At 53.2% G+C, this 20,993-nt stretch carries 25 protein-coding genes; 10 read left to right on the forward strand and 15 right to left on the reverse strand.

Annotated features, from left to right (window positions below; genetic code table 11):
* Window position 1: 1 nt before the first annotated feature.
* The 10 genes from AZH53_RS05125 to AZH53_RS05170 form a co-directional block, all read right to left on the reverse strand.
* Window positions 2-565, reverse strand: a complete 564-nt coding sequence (locus AZH53_RS05125) for a hypothetical protein (protein ID WP_319642456.1) — start codon at window positions 563-565, stop codon at window positions 2-4.
* A 202-nt stretch (window positions 566-767) separates the two neighbouring features.
* Complete coding sequence (locus AZH53_RS05130) at window positions 768-983, reverse strand: hypothetical protein (RefSeq protein WP_319642457.1); 216 nt, start codon at window positions 981-983, stop codon at window positions 768-770.
* Between the two features lie 115 nt (window positions 984-1,098).
* Complete coding sequence (locus AZH53_RS05135; RefSeq protein ID WP_319642458.1) at window positions 1,099-1,353, reverse strand: DUF7123 family protein; 255 nt, start codon at window positions 1,351-1,353, stop codon at window positions 1,099-1,101.
* 207 nt (window positions 1,354-1,560) lie between these two features.
* Entirely contained in the window at window positions 1,561-3,399 is a 1,839-nt protein-coding gene (locus AZH53_RS05140) for a DHH family phosphoesterase (protein ID WP_319643647.1), read from the reverse strand.
* A 36-nt stretch (window positions 3,400-3,435) separates the two neighbouring features.
* On the reverse strand, window positions 3,436-4,614 hold the full coding sequence (locus AZH53_RS05145) for a potassium channel family protein (protein WP_319642459.1): 1,179 nt from the start codon (window positions 4,612-4,614) through the stop codon (window positions 3,436-3,438).
* Between the two features lie 54 nt (window positions 4,615-4,668).
* Entirely contained in the window at window positions 4,669-5,865 is a 1,197-nt protein-coding gene (locus AZH53_RS05150) for a magnesium transporter (RefSeq protein ID WP_319642460.1), read from the reverse strand.
* 26 nt (window positions 5,866-5,891) lie between these two features.
* The gene (gene rnz / locus AZH53_RS05155; protein WP_319643648.1) at window positions 5,892-6,830 is read right to left on the reverse strand and encodes a ribonuclease Z; all 939 of its coding nucleotides are present in this window, start codon (window positions 6,828-6,830) and stop codon (window positions 5,892-5,894) included.
* Window positions 6,827-7,600 (reverse strand): sugar phosphate isomerase/epimerase family protein, encoded by a 774-nt coding sequence (locus AZH53_RS05160; RefSeq protein WP_319642461.1) that lies wholly within the window; start codon window positions 7,598-7,600, stop codon window positions 6,827-6,829. Before AZH53_RS05160 ends, rnz begins: the two co-directional genes overlap by 4 nt.
* Entirely contained in the window at window positions 7,597-8,145 is a 549-nt protein-coding gene (locus tag AZH53_RS05165; protein ID WP_319642462.1) for an AAA family ATPase, read from the reverse strand. The genes AZH53_RS05160 and AZH53_RS05165 overlap by 4 nt, the downstream gene beginning before the upstream one ends.
* Before the next feature lie 34 nt (window positions 8,146-8,179).
* Window positions 8,180-8,935 (reverse strand): anaerobic ribonucleoside-triphosphate reductase activating protein, encoded by a 756-nt coding sequence (locus AZH53_RS05170; RefSeq protein ID WP_319643649.1) that lies wholly within the window; start codon window positions 8,933-8,935, stop codon window positions 8,180-8,182.
* Between the two features lie 98 nt (window positions 8,936-9,033).
* On the opposite strand from AZH53_RS05170, the gene AZH53_RS05175 reads away from it, so the two are divergent.
* The 10 genes from AZH53_RS05175 (at window position 9,034) to aglJ (ending at window position 17,136) form a co-directional block, all read left to right on the forward strand.
* Window positions 9,034-9,699: a type I 3-dehydroquinate dehydratase gene (locus tag AZH53_RS05175; RefSeq protein ID WP_319642463.1), complete on the forward strand. Its 666-nt coding sequence runs from the start codon at window positions 9,034-9,036 to the stop codon at window positions 9,697-9,699.
* 136 nt (window positions 9,700-9,835) lie between these two features.
* Window positions 9,836-10,414 carry a 5-formyltetrahydrofolate cyclo-ligase gene (locus AZH53_RS05180; protein WP_319642464.1) on the forward strand — a complete coding sequence of 193 codons (579 nt, stop codon included), beginning with the start codon at window positions 9,836-9,838 and terminating at the stop codon, window positions 10,412-10,414.
* Window positions 10,415-10,577: 163 nt separating this feature from the next.
* A complete protein-coding gene (locus AZH53_RS05185) occupies window positions 10,578-13,052 on the forward strand; it encodes a CDC48 family AAA ATPase (RefSeq protein ID WP_319642465.1) in 2,475 nt (824 codons plus the stop codon).
* 91 nt (window positions 13,053-13,143) lie between these two features.
* Window positions 13,144-13,485 (forward strand): Hsp20/alpha crystallin family protein, encoded by a 342-nt coding sequence (locus AZH53_RS05190; protein ID WP_319642466.1) that lies wholly within the window; start codon window positions 13,144-13,146, stop codon window positions 13,483-13,485.
* 94 nt (window positions 13,486-13,579) lie between these two features.
* Window positions 13,580-14,479, forward strand: a complete 900-nt coding sequence (locus AZH53_RS05195) for a class 1 fructose-bisphosphatase (protein WP_319642467.1) — start codon at window positions 13,580-13,582, stop codon at window positions 14,477-14,479.
* Window positions 14,480-14,545: 66 nt separating this feature from the next.
* The gene (locus AZH53_RS05200) at window positions 14,546-14,782 is read left to right on the forward strand and encodes an LSM domain-containing protein (RefSeq protein ID WP_319642468.1); all 237 of its coding nucleotides are present in this window, start codon (window positions 14,546-14,548) and stop codon (window positions 14,780-14,782) included.
* A gap of 7 nt (window positions 14,783-14,789) precedes the next feature.
* Window positions 14,790-15,131 (forward strand): helix-turn-helix transcriptional regulator, encoded by a 342-nt coding sequence (locus AZH53_RS05205; RefSeq protein WP_319642469.1) that lies wholly within the window; start codon window positions 14,790-14,792, stop codon window positions 15,129-15,131.
* Between the two features lie 66 nt (window positions 15,132-15,197).
* A complete protein-coding gene (locus tag AZH53_RS05210; protein ID WP_319642470.1) occupies window positions 15,198-15,695 on the forward strand; it encodes an archaellin/type IV pilin N-terminal domain-containing protein in 498 nt (165 codons plus the stop codon).
* Window positions 15,696-15,760: 65 nt separating this feature from the next.
* Window positions 15,761-16,129, forward strand: coding sequence for a hypothetical protein (locus AZH53_RS05215; RefSeq protein ID WP_319642471.1), 369 nt, complete (start codon window positions 15,761-15,763; stop codon window positions 16,127-16,129).
* Between the two features lie 74 nt (window positions 16,130-16,203).
* Entirely contained in the window at window positions 16,204-17,136 is a 933-nt protein-coding gene (gene aglJ / locus AZH53_RS05220) for an S-layer glycoprotein N-glycosyltransferase AglJ (protein WP_319642472.1), read from the forward strand.
* Here aglJ and AZH53_RS05225 read toward each other — a convergent pair.
* The 5 genes from AZH53_RS05225 to AZH53_RS05245 form a co-directional block, all read right to left on the reverse strand.
* Entirely contained in the window at window positions 17,118-17,648 is a 531-nt protein-coding gene (locus tag AZH53_RS05225; RefSeq protein WP_319642473.1) for a class II aldolase/adducin family protein, read from the reverse strand. The genes aglJ and AZH53_RS05225 overlap by 19 nt on opposite strands.
* Complete coding sequence (locus AZH53_RS05230) at window positions 17,621-18,253, reverse strand: endonuclease III domain-containing protein (protein ID WP_319642474.1); 633 nt, start codon at window positions 18,251-18,253, stop codon at window positions 17,621-17,623. Before AZH53_RS05230 ends, AZH53_RS05225 begins: the two co-directional genes overlap by 28 nt.
* Window positions 18,254-18,270: 17 nt before the next feature.
* Window positions 18,271-18,540 (reverse strand): thioredoxin, encoded by a 270-nt coding sequence (gene trxA, locus AZH53_RS05235; protein WP_319642475.1) that lies wholly within the window; start codon window positions 18,538-18,540, stop codon window positions 18,271-18,273.
* Window positions 18,541-18,610: 70 nt separating this feature from the next.
* A complete protein-coding gene (locus AZH53_RS05240; RefSeq protein ID WP_406600373.1) occupies window positions 18,611-20,125 on the reverse strand; it encodes a preprotein translocase subunit SecD in 1,515 nt (504 codons plus the stop codon).
* Complete coding sequence (locus AZH53_RS05245; RefSeq protein ID WP_319642476.1) at window positions 20,122-20,976, reverse strand: protein translocase subunit SecF; 855 nt, start codon at window positions 20,974-20,976, stop codon at window positions 20,122-20,124. The genes AZH53_RS05240 and AZH53_RS05245 overlap by 4 nt, the downstream gene beginning before the upstream one ends.
* Between the last annotated feature and the right edge of the window lie 17 nt (window positions 20,977-20,993).

Here is a 20,993-nt window from a genome sequence, read left to right on the forward strand (position 1 = left end):
CTTATACGAGCAGCGCTCCCTCGATGGCGGATTCAAGTCTGCCTGCCCTCTCATCAAGGTTGGCGCATGTTACCTTTGCCTCTGCAATATCGCCCTGCATTGCAACCGGTACGCGTATCATCGTGATCGCATCCAGGGACCGGACCGAGTCTTCGAGATATCCTTGTGCTGCCCTGATATCCTCGCGCGCATTTGCCAGATCACCATACCAGAGAGTATACTGGTAGAGCCGTGCATCGTCTTCTGCATCCATGATATGGACAAGGGCGGACTCTATTTCAAGCGCGGCGGCGGTCAGGGTGATCCTGCTCTTGATTAACTCACGCAGAGCGTATGCTTCATCAGGTTCATCTTCGTTGCCGGGGGGAATGTCGGCAACTGAAGCATAGGCATTTTCATAGTCAATGTTTGCCGCAACGAGTTTTGCCTCGATAATTCCGGGGGGATCCGAATCCCAGTTCACCGACCCAAGCCGGGCGTCCCCCTTTGCCATCAGGGAACGGGCCTCATCCACTTCCGCTCCGGCCGAGGTGCATCCGGCAGCAATTATTGCGAAAAGAAGCATTCCCACTACCATACCTGTGCACACAAGCGATGGTAGCGTTGAGTGGGGACGCCTCAGGCGAACTATCCCCCGAACCCGCCCCATAGTGCACACAAGCGATGGTAGCGTTGAGTGGGGACGCCCTTTCATGGTCTGCCTCCTCCGGGGTGATATGAGCAGAGGGTTCTCCTCCTTAATTTCATTCCTGACAGAACGAAAAAGGTCAATCAACTTTTTCGACGATGATCCGTATACGTTCCCCGCTCTTCAGACCATGCCCTTTGGGGATATCGATATTGAACCAAAGGCCGTACGGATTTTCTGCCGTAACCGCTGCAGCATCCGAATGGGTTCCCTGATTCATCAGGCAATCCTTCTTTTCATCAATATTTGCCACAAACTCTATTTCGGAGATGAACTCCAAGACCTTTTCACTCATATGAGAGCGTAAAACCTCACATGCATTAATGGTTTTGGAATCGGAGAACAGTAAGCTGAAATTTGGGACGGTTTTGCATTAAAAGGATAATGTGAGTATAAATACAGGGATGAGGTCAGAGGACGCCTCTGGGAAGCACTCTCCATGTGGTGCTGTTCGAATAACTCCACCGGCTGATATCGAGTTCCTCACAGATCTCGGACAGGATTGCGAGGTTCGTACCGACCTCCTTGGGCGACAAGCCGAGATCCTTTGCAATGTACTTTGACTTGAAATAATGCTTACCCATTTGAATACCCTGTTTCAGGTAATACAGGATTTTACCCTGGGTAGGGGTGTAATCATTACTATCGACGGACGAATTGGACATTTTCTACACTCCGGAAGCAATCTTCCATTTAGAAATTACTATAATATAAATGTTTCCAGACAATGCTGGTTTTTTTTCTCAATTAGAGGTCAAATGCTGGTCTATTGAAGATCCAACAGTGATTTTTCCCCCATATTCTGTACCGGATATCCATCGTGATGATATCACAAAACGAAAAGGAATTAAAAAAAATCCAAAGGATTATATTTATTCTGCCGGAAATTCTCCGATCTTGGTGATAAGCTCGCCTATTACGGTTTCCCGCATTCCTTCAACAAATTTTATGCTTCCGACGACGAGGTGGCCACCACCATTCACTCCGCCGCCGACAATCTCTTCCCTGAGTTCGCGGACCATCCGGGGGATGTTCATCATTACGCCACGTGACCGGATGACCACAAAGTCAGGACCAAGTCCAAGCGTGACGACAGGAGACCCTTCATGCCGCCTGCAGAGGATGTCGTGTACCTCTCCGGAGGTCTTCCCGGGGGGCGGGAAGGTGAACCTGTGGGCATATATCTCAACATCAATGGTGAAGAGCTTGGAGCCGTTCGGGAGATCCTGCTCGGTCACATGGGGCATCGAAGCGCTCAGCTGGTCCTCGATTGCGGCATTCGCCTCTGAAACCAGCAATTTGACAAGTTTGCGGTGACGCTCGTGATCAGGCCCAATGCCAAGGATATCCTTTACAATTTCCCTGCCGTCATTGAATCGCAGCCAGAACTGTTCATAATCAAGAGCAAGCGCAATCTCCTTGCATTCCTCCTCCGAGTACGTATCAGCAACAAGGTCAAGGTACCGGGCACGTTCAGGGGCTTCGCTTCGGTCGCCCACGGCCGCAACGGCGGGGAAATGCCGGATGGCATCCTCGACCTCGGGATAGATCATCCTTGCAAGTTCAGCCCCAAGCATTCCCGCCGTCACCCCGAAGTCGCCGCCGACATGGTATGGGTTGACATGGGCCTCAAGGAAGGCGTCCGTACTCTCGTCCGGGTGGTGATGGTCAACAACGACGATGGGGATATCATAAATCCTGGCCATACGATACGAAGGCTCGTCCTCTTCCGTCGACCCGTTGTCCATCATCAGAATCAGCGGGAGCTTCTGCCCATAACGGACGAAGTCCTTCAGGGCAAAATCAAGATCTCGGGTGACATCCTCAATTTCGTAAAAGGGTGCCTTCGATGGGGCCCGCTTGAAGAGATGACTTTCGGTATCGGGGTCTCCGCCGGATGCACGAATCAGCATTGTCACAGCACGCTCGACGGCCACCGCCGCTGTAATACCATCCGCGTCGGCATGATGCCTGAGGATGATCGGCTGTGCCGTGAAGATTGCCTTTCGGATGATCTTGGCCACCTTCTGCATCTCAGGCTTCAGGAGCTCCAGCACCTCGCTTTCCACCATAAAGGGGCGATCTTCGGGCATTGCCCGTTCGTCGATTGCCCGTTCGATTCTCCTCTCCACCGCCTCACGCTCGTCTCCGGTCAGAACGGTGATGTTGCCCACCTCGATTTGAAGACGGTTGTTTCTCATCATCACTTCACCGGAGACAGAGACCATATCGCCGAGCTGAACCTCGGGGTATGCCCGTACACCGGCCTCGATGAAAGCGGCTGCATCCTCCGTGCCAGTCTCATCGACAACGGTAAAGATTGTCGGCCCCGAGGTCTGTTTAATCTGGGCAACCTCCACGTCGACGGTCACCTGCCGGCCCACCCTCTCCCTGAGTTCGGAAAGGCGGATATTGGACGGTTTTTTTGTGACCGTTTCAAGGATATACCTCGTCGGCACCACTTCCTGAAGGTCAATGTTCCCATTGCTGCGAATGGAGAGGACCTTGACGAAGATCATCTCACCTTCCGTATGCCGTGTTTTAATATTCGATTTATGGACCAGTCCTTTGATACGGGAATTCAGATACACAAAGGTCCCGAAATTCGCAAATCCCTGGACTTTCGCCTCATAAATATTCCCCTCCTCAATATCACTGAGTCCGCATGGTGCACCAAGTCGGTACACAGTCATTTCACCATTATCGGTCATGTCTTCACGCTCGTTTGTGTTCATCCGGCAGATCGATTACCGTGATAGTTCGTACAGACGGCATTCGCCGTCGCGCCTTCCTTTGGCGATGATAATATCCCCGGCCTCCAGTCGTTCATCCTTTCTGGGCCGGTATCTCCATTTCGATTTGTGCTTGATTGCGAGTACCACCATCCCGGTTACTGTGCCGAGAGAGGCTTCCTTGAGGCTTTTCCCTGCAAGGGATGACTTCTCGTGCACCTGAATTTTCGTGATGATTTCATCAGATTCGCGTACGATCTTCTTGAATACCGGCGGAATCTCGATGTCACGCAGAATGACGTCGACAATAAGACCTGCTGCATTCGTGATATTGTCTGCAAATGATGACATGTAGAGAAGCCCGCGAAGGTATTCCACATTGGTGATCCTCCGTGATGCTTCGAGGATCCACAGATCGAGCTGGTACCGCATATCGTCCATCTTTGCACCCAGGGAGACCACCTCATCGGCGACTTCCTTGTTGTTGAAGAGAAGGGAAGTGTAGGCAAGCCCGACCGCGAACTCGGATATATCCTTCATCTTCACGATCAGTTTTACCGCACGGTCAAGGTCGGTGACGACTCCTCCTTCCGGCTGCTCCTCGGCAGCAGGAAGCTCTGCTCCGCAGAGTTCATGAAGGGGGAGTACTCCCGTTTCGAGACCTTTTGCGATGAGAATATCCCCGTCAAGGATACGGGTGTCACGGTCAGGATTGTAGATCCATGACACCCCGCGTCGCAGCGCAATGACCCGCATACCGACAGTGCTCTGGAGTTTCTGTTCTCCAAGAGTCCTTCCGTCGAGGAGGGAATTCTCCGCCACCACGACCCGAACCGTTACTTCCTCGGCTTCGGGGAGGGCCTGCCGTAGTTTGGCAGGAAACCTGATATTCTTCAGGATGATGGTGGCAATCTCGGACGCAGAATTTGCAATCTTTTCGGCTGCTTCGGAGACCTGCAGAAGGCCGCTCATGGCCTCAGCTTCTTCCACCCGCCGCGCTCCGAGGATACTCTGAATTCTGGCCTGGTAGACGAGCTTGTTCATACTCTCTTCCAGGTTAATTACTTCCTGTGCAATTTCCCTGCTCTCAAACAATATGGCAGAATAGGAAAGGTCAACCATGAGTTCCGAGATATCCTTCATCTCAATGAGGACATCTTTAAAACTGACCGGCTGATACTCTAGTTCAGTCATAGATGATTAATCCTGATATTATTGAATTGGCGGTATGTATCTTTAGGTTTCTGCTTATACCAGCATATGGATAACACTGACCAGAACCGCCGCCCCAATGAGATCGATGGTTGCAGTAATGACCGGAATTCCGAAATTGTCGGGATCAAGACCGTACCTGAATGAAAGGCCTGCTGTTGCGTAGGCAATACAACTGACAAGGGTCATGACTACGAGCGCAGCCGCGACCACTGCAACAAGGAGCGAACCGATTTCCGGGGAACCAAGGCCGAGAAAATGTGCCGAAATATAGGCAATCAGTGTAATCAGCGGCATGATGATGATCATATAGGCATATGACATGCCAAAATGACGAAATACCTCGCGTTCAGGGACAAGGGTCGGTTCGATCGCACCGGTATGCATGCCCGTTGCAAGACGGGAGCAAACGATTCCCCCTATGGAACCGCACATACCGGCAAATGGGGTGATGATGATCAGGAACACCCCATATTCCACGAGCTGATCCAGGTCAAGCGTATACGTGAGGCCCGCCAGGGTGCCGATGAAGGACAGGAATGCGAGAAGGGGAATTATTTCTCTTCCGATCTCCCGGACCTTTGAATTTCCCACTGCAACATACACAAATGAGAGAGCGGTGAGAATAATGATGCCCAAAAAGAGGCCGCTCCGGACGGCAGGCCCCATCTGGAGCACCACAAGCGTCGTCAGAACGAGCATGGGGAGCGTAACAATATCGCCGCTGGTCGTCACCGTCGGTGAAGCAATCATATCGAGATCCAGCCCATACCGGTAACTGATATAGGCCACCACAAGGGTGATCCCCATTACGATGAGTCCCGAAAGGATACCCGATATCACGGATATTATGACAAAATCAATGACCGAAAGACCCTCAATGCCAAAGAAGAGAGAGACCGCCCATGCGATCAGGCCCAGTATGAACGCGATGATGACGGTGACCATGAAGGACGCGCGGAGATTTGCCCCCAGCACCCCGTCACCGGAGAAATCCATATCGAATTCTCCCAGGTGCATGGTAGAGGAGAGGCGGGAAGCAAGAACTCCCGAGATACTTCCCCGCATATTGATGGAAGGGGGGACCATAATCATAATCCCCGGGAGTAAAACAATCAAATCAGAAACGGAGCCGAGATAAATGCCCGCAGCGCTCGCTGCGAATGCGCTGAGAAACAGAGCGACAAATCCTGTGAGAAATGCCCGGGAAACGCTCCCTATCCGGACCTGCACATTCCTCACCTTCCCCGGGCATATTTTCAACTCCTGTAGGTTATCTCAATCATCTCCAGATCATCCGGAGCGATCACTTTCCCATCATAGTGTTCTTTTGCATCCTCTATATGGGTTTTCGTCCCGGTGTACCGTGAGCTGATGTGAACGAGCGCAAGAAGGTGAGCTTCTATCTGACGCGCGACGGTCGCCGCTTCGCCGGCGGTTGAATGATAGACGTCCCTTGCACGCTCTGCTCCGGATTCATCATAAGTAGCGTCATGAATGAGGAGATCCGCACCCTTTGCATATTCTGCCCACCCCCCGACATGCGGACGGGTATCCCCCGTATAGACCAGTTTTCTTCCGGGGCGCGGGGGACCGAGAATCTGGTCAGGCGTCACTTCCTTCGTGATGCCTTCCGATTCGATGGTGACCGGTTCCCCGCGCTGGAGGTTCCCGAACAGCGGACCCGGGGGGACACCGAGACTGATGGCCTTCTCCCTGTCGAATCTCCCTGGCCGCTCATCCTCTGTCAGGATATACCCCAGACCTAGCGTATTATGGCGGGTTGCAAATGCACGGATCTGATATCCGTCGAATGAGACGGTCATGCCGTCGGACAGCTCGCGTGGCTGGACGGCAAAGCCGAGGGGGGTTCGAGAGATCCCCTCGACAAAATCCACGAACTCATGCACCCAACGAGGCCCGTATATCTTCAACGGTTCCGTACGCCCCATGAACGACATCGTCTGGAGAAGACCGGGTACGCCAAGGTAATGATCGGCATGCCAGTGTGTGATAAAGATGGCATCAACGGTGAATCCGGTCCGGGCCCGCATCATCTGCTGCTGTGCACCCTCGCCACAGTCAAAGAGCAGCGTGTCCGACCCGCGCCGAACCATGATGCAGGAGGGATTCCTGTTGGTCGTGGGAAGTGCTCCTGCGGTGCCGAGAAAATAGACATGGAACGTTTCTCCGGCTATCTGAACCACCTCTGAAACATCTCAAGGCTCTCTGCCGCTTCGGTAAGATTTCGCCCTTCTACCACACATCTGCCGTCATACTCCTTCCTGACACGGTCTCCGACCATTTCCCAGTCAATCGTCCCGGCGCCGAGTGCCAGGTGTTCATCCGAGAACCCGTGGTTGTCATGAATATGCATATGCCCGGCATCTTTAAGATGGGCAAGAAATGCATCCACCTTTCCAACGGTATTTGCATGTCCGATATCAATGGTTGCCCCGACCCCTTCCACTCCGTCGATCATGCCAAACAGCTCCTCGGGCATTCTGCACAGGAAATCCGGGATATCGGGCATGTTTTCAAGGCAGACGAGCACACCGTTTTCGATTCCGCATCGGCCGATTTCCCGGAGTGCATCCTTGTGGAGTTCCCATACGTTCTCCGGGACAAGCCGGCCGTGGGGGGAGATATACCCCGGATGAATGGTGACACGGTCGGTAATCTCACCGGCCTTTTCAACGCATGCACACAACTGCCGGACGGATTCCTGATAGATGGGATAGTTCAGGGATCCGATATTGAGATCGGTGAAGGGTGCATGCACGGAAACCTCCAGGGACGTCGTCTCAATAACCTCGCAGATCCGCCGGAATGCGAGAGGCTCATCAATGCGGTAGTTCCCGTCGGCTGAGATTTCCCAGCCGTCATACCCGCATTCCTCAATGCCATAGACCCATTCGATGGATGACCATACCTTCGAAGAGGAGGCAAAATACACTCGGAGTGTCATATATCTCCCACAATTTCCCGGAGAACGGACCGGACCCGTATTTCATATTCATGCATCCCGCCGTCATTGGTGACGGAGTAATCCGCCATGAGTATCGCCTCACCGAGACCCCAGCCGAGTTCTCGCTCGTCGCGGTTCGTCAGCTCATCAACACTGATGATGTCATCCTCCCGCCCCCGGCACCGGATGCGCTCTATTCTCAGGTCAAAGGGGGACTCGACGGCGACGAGATGAAATTCACCAAAATGCTCCCGGAACCGGACGACCTCCGCATCACTCCGGATACCATCCACAAGCACAACCCCTGCCGCTGTTTCCTCGATGAACGGGATACTCAGTGTTGCAAGAGCATCTCTTCCGTATTCCTGCCGAAGTTCTCCGGATATCCTCCCCATCGTCTCATCGGTCAGCGGAAGACCGCGTCGCCGGACCTCCCTGCGGACAACATCCCCCATCACCACCACAGGTATCCCGAGATCCCCGGCAACTCTGGAAAATTCGCCCTTGCCGGTAGCAGGCAATCCAACCACACCAATTACTTTCATATCTTACATTCCCCTGCACCCGGGTGCATATATCCTAATAATTTCTCCGTGCCTGGAGAATATCAGTCAGTACTATCGAATCGGCGATAATAATCCGGTTGTCGACATAGCCGACCTCACCGTCCTCACGCGTCCGAATCTTCACAGGCCTGCGCAGTTTATCGGCAATCTTCTTCAGTTCTTCGAATTTCAGTGGCGGAATGTTCCCTTCAACCCCCTGGTTGAGCACGAGATCGTGATCTCCTATCTCCTTTGCAATATGATACACATCGTCTTCCCTGCCCGGAAACAGGGTAACAACAACCTGGAATTCCTCCAGCCTGCCGTCATCGTTTGCCTCCATGCAGAGGGTCAGGGACTCACGCACATGCGCAGTCACTTCCGCCCCTACACGAAACAGGTGCGGATAGTGCTCCCATCTCGTCTTGATATCAAGATGCACAAGATCGAGGAGACCACGTTCAATCAATGCACGAAGGGTCACGGGAAATACCCCGTTGGTCTGGACACCGACTTTGAGACCCATTGTACGGCACCCATCGGCAAGGGCAATGAGGGCATTCTTCTGCATGGTCGGTTCTCCGCCTGAAAAGATGACCCCTGAGATGACCATCCGGGACGAACGAATCATATCGAGCACTTCCTCCGTATCACGGAAATCCTGACCGGATTGCAGGGGCAGGTTATGGCAATAGTGACACCGCACAGGGCACCCTCTCAGAAATACTGTACAGACCGATCTTCCACGCCAGTCTACCGTGCTTACCGGAACAAATCCGCCAAAATTCACTTCCAAAAAACCACCGATCTACTCTGATAACTTGGAGGCGGAATAACTTGAAAGTTTCAATTGAACCTGAATCCCGGTTTCACCGTCACCATCATTTATTGGAGGAGAAGGAAAAACCCTATGAGAAGGAAGCTGACGTGAAAACGGTTGTTGCACTTACCTCTATGGAGAATCTTCGGGATGCAGCCTTCAGCGGTGCGGATCTGATTGAACTGCGGATCGATCTATTCGGGATCACTCCCGAAGACATTGCTGCGGTGGACTATCCCCTCCCCGAGCTGATTGTCACTCTGCGAAGCAAGGATGAGGGGGGGCGTTTCGAGGGAGGCGGCGAAGAATGGATGGCGGCAATATCGGTATGGACGGATACGGCAGCATATATCGATGTCGAACGGTGCTTCCGGCAGTTCGCCGACGACCTGAGAGTGACCGGACCCGTAAAAATCATTGCTTCGGCCCATCTCACGGGCACTCCTGACCCACAGGAGCTCTCATCCCTTGAACATGACCTCAGGGAGTTCGGGGATGTACCCAAGATAATTGTCACCCCGAGCTCGCATGAAGATGTTCTCTCTCTTCTCGCGTTCACGCTGGATGCACCAAAGCCGATATGTACCGGAGCAATGGGTGAAGGATACAGGTATGCGAGGGCGATGGTGGCGCTCTTCGGATCCGATCTTATCTACTGCCATTTTGGCACACCCACGGCACCCGGACAGTATCATATCAATACAATGAAGAGGCTCCTGGAGGATCTTTCCTGATGTCCCCCGACATCCCTCCCTCCTTCAGGCCGGACTATCTGAAGAGACCGGGACATACGGGAAAACCGATGAAGCACACCCCGTTTTCTGCCACACAGAGATTCTTTTTGCCACACTGCCACCGAGGATACGGCCGATGATGACAAAACACGATGAAAAGGAACAACTGCGCTCTGCCTGCAGGGCCCGCAGGGATGCTCTCCCGGAGATCGAACGAACCCGTATGAGCGAAGCAATCACCAAACGCGTGCTCGCCCTGGTCGGCCCCCATGCTACGGTCATGGCCTATGCCTCAAAAGAGCCCGAAGTCGAAACAATGCCCCTCCTCTGCTCCCTTATCAGGCAGGGAAAACATCTTGTTCTCCCCATCATTCAGAGAGAAGATCGGACCCTTCGCCTTTCATATGTCCGTTCACCGGACGCTCTATCGCCATCCACATTTGGTGTTCCCGAGCCTGTCGAATGCGAGGAACCCGCCGAGGCGGCCTCACTTGACATCATCATTGTTCCGCTCATCGGGTTCGACAGGGAGGGAAACAGGATCGGGTATGGAGCAGGATATTATGACCGGTTCTTCTCCGCCCATCCACATATCCCCTCCGTCGGCGTAGCATTTTCAGTACAGGAATGTCCCCACATACCGGCCGAACGCTTCGATCACCGCCTCGACTACATTGTAACAGAACAGGAAATCATCAAAATACGTGAAATATGAGATATTCAGCGCAAAAAACGCCCATATCACATTTCAAACCTCATCTTTTACCCGCCGTCATCCCTGCAGGAATTGAATTCATTGATAATCCCCATCCAGAGTAAGACATAAATACAGTTAGACATTTACTATAGGTGAATATAACACTTGGAGGTTATTGTAAATGTCATCACCCACATCACTTGAAGTTACTGTAAAAGAAGCCGCACATGAGGATGCCGGGAGGGGAATTGCCCGTCTTTCAACGGACATCATGGCCGCCCTCGGCCTGAGAAGCGGTGATGTTATTGAGATTGACGGCCGGGAGAAAGCGGCGGCGATAGTGTGGCCGGGATTCGGGGAAGACCGGGGACGCGGAATTCTTCGGATTGACGGAAACATCAGGAGCAATGCACGCGTAGGAATCGATGAGAAGGTCACGGTCTCACGTGCTGAGGTCAGGGAAGCAACCAAACTGATCATCCAGCCGACCCACCCCGTACGGCTGAGCGGGTTCGAACAGAGTTTTGCCCGCCTTGTAGAAGGGCGCCCGGTGGTGGAGGGACAGCAGTTCCGGGTGGCACTCCTGGGAACGACACTGACTTTTGTCATCACCAAACTCTCCCCAAAAGGTGTCGCAGTCGTCACCCGCAATACAGAGATAGAACTCAGGGAAGAGGTGTACAAACCGGAAGAAGCCAAGAAAAAGGGCAAGGAACTTCCGGATGTACATTACGAGGATATTGGAGGTCTGGGCCGCGAACTCGATCAGGTAAGAGAGATGATCGAACTCCCCCTCAGGCACCCGGAGATATTCGATCGGCTGGGGATAGAGCCACCAAAGGGCGTACTCCTCTATGGGCCTCCGGGGACGGGGAAGACCCTCATCGCAAAGGCGGTGGCAAACGAGGTCGATGCCCACTTCATCACCCTCTCCGGGCCCGAGATCATGAGCAAATACTACGGAGAGTCCGAAGGAAAGCTCAGGGAGGTCTTCGAGGAGGCGCAGGAGAATGCACCAACCATCATTTTCATCGATGAAATCGACTCCATCGCACCAAAACGCTCGGAGACGAAAGGGGAAGTGGAACAGCGGATCGTCGCCCAGCTCCTTTCCCTCATGGATGGCCTGAAGGGGCGCGGAGAGGTCATCGTCATCGCGGCCACGAACATTCCTGACAGCATTGACCCGGCGCTGCGCAGGGGAGGGAGGTTTGACCGCGAGATCGAGATCGGCATTCCTGATAAGAAAGGCAGGCTGGAGATCTTCCAGGTCCACACCCGTGGGGTTCCTCTTGACTTCGAGAAGATCCCGCTCACCGATGAAGATCGCGCCGGCCGCGAACAGGGTGAAGGAGGTGAAGAAAAGGAACTGAAACGGAAGAAGTTCCTTGAACCATACGCTGCAAGCACCCACGGATTTGTGGGGGCGGATATCGCACTCCTGGTAAAGGAGGCGGCAATGCATGCACTCAGGGAGAGCATTCAGGGGCTGAACCTTGATGAGGAGATCCCCCTTGATGTCATCGAGGACCTCAAAGTGACCAAGGCGAACTTTGATGCGGCACTTGCGAGCGTAGAGCCTTCAGCAATGCGTGAGGTCCTCGTCGAGGTTCCGGATGTCACATGGGATGACGTCGGGGGACTCGAAGATGTCAAGGAGGAACTTACCGAGGCCGTTGAATGGCCCCTGAAGTATCCCGAGGTCTTTGACCGTCTCCACACCAAACCTCCGTCCGGCATCCTTCTCTTCGGCCCCCCGGGTACCGGCAAGACGCTCCTCGCAAAGGCTGTCGCAAACCAGAGCGAATGCAACTTCATCTCGGTGAAAGGCCCGGAACTCCTCTCGAAATGGGTGGGAGAATCAGAAAAAGGTGTCAGGGACATCTTCAGGAAGGCACGTCAGGCAGCGCCCTCGATCATCTTCTTCGACGAGATCGACTCACTCCTTCCGAAGAGAGGAAGCTATGAAGGCTCATCACACGTGACAGAGAGCGTGGTCTCCCAGATCCTGACCGAGATCGACGGACTGGAGGAACTCTCGAATGTTACCATCCTGGGCGCAACCAACCGTCCGGACATGCTTGACGAGGCCATGATGAGGCCGGGACGCTTTGACCGTGTCATCTACGTACCTCCCCCCGATGCCGAGGCACGGCGGAAGATCTTCGGCGTCTACCTCAGCGATGCCGAAAGCATCCTCACCGGGGATATCAACGTGGAAGATCTGGTTGCAAAGACCGATGGGTATGTCGGAGCAGATATCGAGGCTTTGGTCCGCGAGGCAAAACTTGGTGCAATGCGTGAATTCATCGCCATGATGACTGGAAAGAACCCACAGGAGTGGAACGAGGCGCTCACCAACGTCCGGGTTACCCGGGCACACTTTGATAAGGCCCTGAAGAAGGTGACGCCCTCTCTCGACCGCGAGGCGGTCGAGAGGAGCGAACACAGGGCGTGGCCATTCCTTTTCAACGAGGAAGAACGAGGTATTCTTGAAAAGGCAGCCTCCGTCCTCACCCGTGCGGGATTCGGGCATGAAGACGATGCAGCCGTTCAGACCGGCGAGAAAGAACTTAGGGGAGCAACCTTCGGCGCACAGAAAAACTTTGAAGAGATACGGAAGAAAACAGCAGACCTGGAGGAGTTGCTCACCTGAACAATCCGGATGAGAACAGACACACCCGACGACTATAACAGGGATTTTACCGAGGCAATCAGAAAATTCCTGGAAGAGGTGATGCAGAAAGGTGGCATCCCGCCTGCCGGCCTCTCCATCACTTTTACCCGCCCGGGGACACCGGAAGGTGCCGGAAGAGGGCTCTGCGCCCCTCGACCGGTGCTCCGAACCGGAGACCGGGATATTCGACACACCGGGGAACCGCTACATCACCATCGAACTCCCCGGCATTGATCACGAAGACATCCGCTTTGCCGTCGATGGATCCGAGCTTCATATTGCCGCAGACGGACGGGAGATGATGTTCCGGAATATCATCCCGCTCGACGGTATGGAACCGGACAGCCTCCGGTACACCTTCAGGAACGGCATTCCGGAGTTTTCACTACGGAATATCTCCGGAAAAGCCTGAGTGAACGCCGGAAAAACCCGGATAATTCTGGATTTTTTCCCCGTGCAGCGTATGAAAGGATAGTTTGATAATCTGTCGCGGTTACTGGATTACCATGACGACCCTGCGGCAGTATCTGGACAGCACGGCGTGTGAAGAACCACTCAGGGACCTCATCGAACTGATTGCCTACCAGGCAATCCCTATTCGTGAAGCGTTCATCGAGAATCAGTCCTACGCCGGTACAGAGAATGTTTATGGAGAAGAACAGGCCGCGATGGATACCTGGGCTGACCAGCACCTCATCGGTGTCCTTGGCGAATCAGGAATGGTAAAGGCAATTGCATCCGAAGAGCAGGAAGATATTGTTCTCTTTCCCGATGCAATGGGCGATTATTCCGTTGTGATGGACCCACTGGACGGCTCATCGCTTATTCAGGTCAATCTGGCCGTAGGAACCATCATCGGCATATATCCCGGTGGCAATGCCCTGAAGAAGGGAGAGGAGCTTACTGCCGCGCTCTATATGCTCTATGGCCCTCTGACCGTCCTGACCCTTACCGTAGGCGAGGGGGTCTGCACGTTTGCCCTGAACAAGGAAGGAATATATGTCCTCATGGAAAAGGACATCCGCATGCCCGAAGGAAAGCTCTACGGCACCGGAGGACTGAAAAACGAATGGCCGCAGGAACATATGGATTTCATCTCCCTTTGCGAACAGCTGGGAGGGAAGATCCGATATTCTGGATCATTTGTCGCAGATTTTCACCAGATCCTCAAATACGGCGGCATATACTGTTACCCCGCTCTCAACGGCAAACCCACGGGAAAGCTCAGGCTGGTCTATGAAGCAAATCCCATTGGCTTTATTGCAGCCCAGGCGGGAGGGGCGATCACGGATGGCAGGCGTAACCTTCTGGAAGTACAGCCGGAGAAGCCGGACCACAGAACACCAATATATGTCGGCAGCAGGAGAATGATCGATCTTGTGCAGTCGTGCATGAAATCCCTCTGAGGCTCCATGCCCCGGGAAGTGCGAGAGAAAAAACCTTAATTATCTTTTAACACCACATAACAGAAGATGGTAAACAGCATTGTTCTCCCGATCAAAAAAGTCTTCGCTCTGGTTGATTCTCAGATTATTGTTGAGATAAAGGACGATGCGCGTACACTCAAGGGACGCCTGGTTGCGGTTGACGAACACCTGAATGTACAGATGGACCAGACCACGGAGTATGTTGACGGTCAGCGTGGACGCACCCTTGGAACCGTTGTTATCCGCGGCAGCAATATCCTGACTATTGCACCGGAACTCTGAATGTCATATGCCTGAACTTGCAGAAGAAGCCCTCAAGGTTATACAGTCGTACCCGGAAGGAGTACTCCAGAGTGAACTCTGGAAACTCCTTGATATTGACAGCCGCAAATGTTCGCGGGTCGTAAAAAAACTCGTTGATGACGAACGTGTGGAACGCATTGAGTATCGAAAGGACGGGATAAAAACATACGTCATCAAGGCGAAACGTCCCGCGGTCGACCCCTCCCTCCTCCTTGCAGGTGGCGAACTTCTCCCCTGCATCTGTTGTGAGGAAGAATGCGAGGTCCAGGTCTGCCCGTACCTTCTCGACTGGATTTATCAGCTGGCAATCGAAGAGTTTGAAGAATAACAGGATGTTCTCCTTCAAAGAGTTTGAAGAATAACCTTATCCATTCTTCATCCAATCATATTTTCTGTGAATTCCTTTCGGGAGCGGGCAGCATCGCATATTGAGGCGACGCTCATACTTGTTGCCATTACGGTCATCCTCGCACTTCTCGTTCTGCTCATTCCCATTCATTTCCCCGTATTTTCCCTGCCCGAAGAGCCACCGGTTGTCTTTGCCATCACAAAAATCACCAGTGACCCGCCCGATTATGAGAGCAGAATCTATCTGACCCACGTGGGGGATACGGCATTTCCCAATGCCCCTCTCTGTGCAGAAATATATATCGACGGGAAACGGGTTCCCTGCGTCATAACAACACTTCGCACCACCGATTTCATAGCAACACATCATTACGGGGTGCAGACTCTCAAGGGTCCCGGGGGACAGGATGCGACATGGGAGCCCCGGGAAATGCTCCGGATTGATCTCTCCGACGGGACAATTCGCCCCGGCGATGCGGTAAGGGTTGACATCCTGACAAGTGAAGATGACTCGCTCGTCTCACGGGACACAGCAACGGCCTGATGATTCCCGAAAATGGCACCGATCCATACTATCATTATTTTCCAGGATGCAATTCTGAGGCAGACATGCAGATAAATTTTAAGCGGTACGGTCTCTATCTGGTGCGGTGGCAACTATCCACTCCCATTCTCGCAGGAGTTGGTATTATTCTTGTTTCGATGGGCCAGCTGGCTTCAGCCATCATTGCCAACCTCATCGGAGGACTGATCTTTTTCTGGGTGGACCAGTTCATTTTTACTTCACATGCTCTCGATTCCCAATGGGAAGTAAAGGAGAACATTACCTGTGTCGATTGTGGAAAGACCGCCCGCGGATACCGGCTTGTGCGCACAAAGGACTATGACCGGACTGATGATCCCGAACCTGAATTCAGGTGTGAAGCATGCTCGATCAAAAAATCGGATGAGCTGAAAGAACAGGGATTCAATCATTAACTCTTCTGATTTTCCCCTTTTTACTCCCTGTATATAAAAGAGCTTATGAATGTGAATATCGAAGCTATAGGATAATGGCTATTGATCGTGATCAGGTCTGTATCTTCATCCCGACCCTGAACGAGGAGCCGACTATCGGCAGCCTGGTGAAGGAATTCATGGATATCGGGTATTCCCATGTTTTCGTAATGGACGGGAACAGTTCTGACAATACCCTCGAAACAGCCCGTGCAGCGGGCGCCGAGGTCACGATCCAGGAGGGAAAAGGAAAGGGTGCGGCAATAATCGAGAGCGTCCCCCTCTTTTCCCGCCCATATATTCTTATGCTTGACGGGGACGGCACCTACCTTCCCGAAGATGCCGACAAGATGATAGCACCCCTCTTTGAGGGGTATGATCATGTCATCGGCAACCGCCTTGTCGCACCCGACAAGGGGGCTCTGTCACGTCTCAACCTCTTTGGCAACCGCATCATCAACGAGATGTTCAGGATAGTGCACGGTAGGCATCTCGGGGACATCCTGTCCGGATATCGCGCCTTCACCCTCAAAGGAATGAAGGAGATGAGGCTGACCGAGCCCGGTTTTGTAATTGAGACCGAGATGGCGGTGGAATCTCTCCGCAATGAACAGAAGGTAAAGATTGTTCCGGTGAGCTATGTCAGCCGCCCGGGAACCCCCACGAAACTCCGGCCATTCCATGATGGCGGAAAGATCATCGCTGCCCTCTACCGGCTCGCCCGGAGAAACAACCCGCTCTTTTATTTTGGCCTCATAGGGGGATTCATTTCCTGTGTCGGACTTGTCACCGGCCTGTATGTGGTATGGGAATGGTTCAGGGGCATTGAGCACCTTCCCCTGACGATCCTGACCGCGCTTCTCGTCATGGGCGGCATCCAGATCTTCATGTTCGGCATTCTGAGCGATATCATCTATGCCAATCAGCAGGAGCTAAGGAGCGAAATCCAGCACCTGCAAAACGAACTCTCTCAAAACGAACGCCGGTAATAGAGGACCTTTGCCGCATGCTCGGTGATGGCCGTTAGAAGATAGGCCTTTTCAAGGGTTTCTGCGCAAGCAAAGGTTCCGTGCCCGCGTGCAATGACGACAGGTGCGAGGACGGCTGCGGCACCGACATTTTCTGCCAGTACTTCGGTCCCGGGTTCCCCGTCAACAACAGGAATTGACGGCAAAAACATCTTTCCCTCACTGTCAATCGGATTGATTGCATCCCCTGTGAAAGAGGCCGCAACAGTCACCGGGGGATGAGCATGAACAATTGCCGTAGCTGCTGTTGCCTCATAGATCTTCTGGTGGACACGGTACTCGCTCGAGGCCCCTTCTCCCGGACCCTTCAGCCACGAAACCTCAGCCAGTTCACCCGGGTTATCGAGAAAAGAGCCGCTTGCCGTAATGAAAAATCCTCCATCGTACCTGACACTCATGTTCCCAAAATTCCCGCTCAGGAGGCCCTCCATGATAAGCCTCTTTCCTATTCGTTCAAATTCCGGATCCTGCATTCCTCGCACCTCCTTCGTGCGCACATCTCCTTGGCGTATTCCACAAACCATGCATGACATAACCTGTGTGCATCATTGTCGGGAGGGAGTGCTGATTCGAAGAGTGATTTCAGCTCGTTTCCGCGCTCCCTGATACCCGCACATGCGCATATACGATGGGTGTAGGCATCGATGACAAAGGATGCTCTCAGAAAGCAGTAACAGAGTATGCTGTCTGCGGTCTCGGGCCCGACACCATTGATATCCAGAAGAAACGAACGGAGCCTTCCGGTCTTCATTTCCCCAAGGACGCTGAGGCCGCCCCCCTCCTGTACCCGGGATGCCAGAGCCTTCAGGCGCCGTGTCTTGATCCTGAAAAACCCGGTACATCTGATGGCCGCCTCAATATCCTCATCGGCCGATGCAGCAATCCCTTCAAGGGAACATATATTCCTCTCCTTCAGATTGACGAGGGCATTTTCCACGTTCTCCCAGCGCGTCTGCTGGGTCAGGACGGCCCCAATCATTACCTCTTCCGGAGTCCCCGGCCACCATGCAATATCCCCGTACCGCTTTTCCAGGTCGAGGATAACATTGCGGGCTCTTTGTATTGATGACGATGCCATAGAAGGCCAAAAGAAAATTATTGGAGTGGTTCAAGGAGCCTTTTCAGCGTCTCTGCCGGCGTTACCCCTTCAAGTCGCTCCTTGACCTCCCCGTCTTTTTCAATGACGAGGGTCGGAACAACCTGTATTCCATACTTGCGGGCAAGATCCATGTTCTGATCGACATCGATTTTTTTTATCTCGACGGCATCACCCATCATTTCCTTCAGCTTTTCAAGTTCAGGCGTCTGCATCTTGCACGGACCGCACCATTCAGCGTAAAAATCCATCAGCACTGGTTTTGCCATGTGGTTTCCTCACCACTTGTTCGGCGAAAAGAGGTATAAGTATTTTGGAGAGAGAAATCCATCGAGGTTCTCAGGATTTTTCTCCAGGGTTGCGTGAGAGAATTGCCATGATAATTTTTCCATAGGCAGGTCGTGTCACCAGCACTCCGATGAGGACACCAAGGATGGTGATGATGGCAAATCCCTTCAGGTTGGCAAGGTCCATAAGCGCAAGAGGGAGCATCGCAATGATCGTGGTCAGCGCAGAGACCATGATGATGCCGAGCGCACGGTCGAACCGTTTCATGTAGAGCGTCTGGGACGGTACCCGACCCTCATGGAGGACCTCGTCGGTGATGATCACAAGCTGGTCAATCCCCGTCCCCAATACTGCTATCAGACCGGCAATACTGGCAAGGTCCAGCTGCTGGAGATAAACCGCAATACCGAGAAGGATGATGATCTCTGCAATGTTCGTTCCTATCATCGGCAGCACAATCGCGGGTTCACGGTACCAGTAATAGACCAGTCCCCCAACTCCCACCAGTGCAAAGAGACCGGCAAGCACGCACATAAACTTGAAATAGTCCCCAAGCGTCGCAGGGACGGTACCCGACCCTGCGATAGTCACATCGACCGGGAGCGCTCCGGCGCGAAGATGGATCTCAAGGGTCTTTGCATCTTCCAATCCCTGGTCACCGGCACCGGTAGTGGCACGCAGTTCCCGGACAGGGCTTCCCTGGAGCTGAGCGGCAAGTTCAGGGTTAAGGCTTGCGCTGTAGACGACTTCGTCGTCCAGCAGCATCATGATCGGATGCATATCGGGATTCGATGTTGCCCCATAGGTGACGGCAGCCGTACGGAATGCCGCAGCACCCTCCTCATTGAGAGTAAATCCAACCCCCCAGAGGTCACTTCCAACCGGATACCGGGACGGCGGCGAAACACTTGTGATGGTGTCGCCATAGAGCACATGCTCGGTCTCGTTGCCCGACGCCTGTATTCTGATCTCGAATTTCCCCTGCGAACCTACGATCTCCTGTGCGGTCGTGATGTCGACACCCGCAAGTTCGAGGCGAATGTACTGGGTAACACCATTCAGCCCGGTCAGGGTATTGATACGGGCATCCTTTGTCCCGATGCCATTTACCTTCTCCTCCAGGATCAGCTTGACCTGATCCGCGGTCTCCTCAGAGACCCCCTGTTCATAGGTAATTATGGTTGCCCCAAATTCCTCGAATACCGGGACCAGTTCCTCACGGGTAAACGGTTCTCGTATTTCCAGCCTGTCCTCTTCGATGAGGTATACCTCGGCATCGAGTGCACTGCGAAGGTTTGCAGCGAGATTTTCAGGATTTCCATCCGTATCGAACCGTATGACCTCCGACTGGAAGGAGAGCTGTATCCACGAACCCCCCTCCAGGTCCAGCCCGAGCTGGAGATTCCCCGTCGGCCCGTTCTGGATGCCGGGAGGGACAACATATATGCTGACAAGTGAGAAGATCACCAGTCCGACCATGAGGAGAACACGCCAGTCTTTGAGTGTGCGGGCCATGGTCGCCTCCTCTTCTTTCGGCCGCTCCTGAACCTTTGATTTCCGTTTCATTTCCTCTCACCCCCTACATACCATTTCAGGATGCCGGCATTCAGAAGCCAGGTGTTCATAAGGTCGATGACGAGACCAATCAGGAGAACGATGGAGATGTCACGTATGACATCAATCTGGCCAATCCAGGACACGACAAACATCATGAATACAGCGGCAAGGGTCGTTGAAGTCATTGTGATCCCGGTCCTGAATGCACCTTCCATCTTTTCGTCGAAACGCCCCTTGCGTTTGAGAACCTTGGATGTCATCAGAATATCGCTGTCGACGGAATACCCGATGAGCATCAAAAGGGCCGCAGTCGTCCCCAGTGAAAGGGAGATCCCCGCAACATCCATCACGGCAGCCGTTATGGCAATATCGGAGAGCGCAGAGAGCACTACCGCGACAGAGGGGACAAATGACTTGAAGACGATGAATACCACCACTGCCATGCCGGCAAAGGAGAACAGAAGCGCCCACAGGGCCTGTTTCTGAAGGGTCTTCCCAAAGGTCTCCCCGATCTGGTCAATTTTTGTCTCGGCATACCGCTCATCGATGAGGGTAGAGAGGCCGAGGAACTGCTCATCAGGCATATTTTCAAAGACCAGATAAAATCCTCCGCTCACCCCCTCCCCTATGCTCTTGAGAGGATAATCCGCAAAATACGCCTGAATCTCCTCAGCGGAATCTCCAGTCGCCGGGATGGTAACGGCAACGCCTCCCGCAAAGTCAATTCCGGGGTCGACCGGCATCCCGGTCATGAGGGTATTTCCACCCAGAAAGAGAAGAGCGACGATCAACAGCGCGAGAGGTAAAGCAACCATCTGCTTCACCGGGTAACGGTTGATGTCATACTTCAGTAATTTCATGTGCACATATATTCGCT

Source organism: Methanovulcanius yangii, from assembly GCF_018687785.1.
Classification (GTDB): Archaea; Halobacteriota; Methanomicrobia; order Methanomicrobiales; family Methanomicrobiaceae; genus Methanovulcanius; species Methanovulcanius yangii.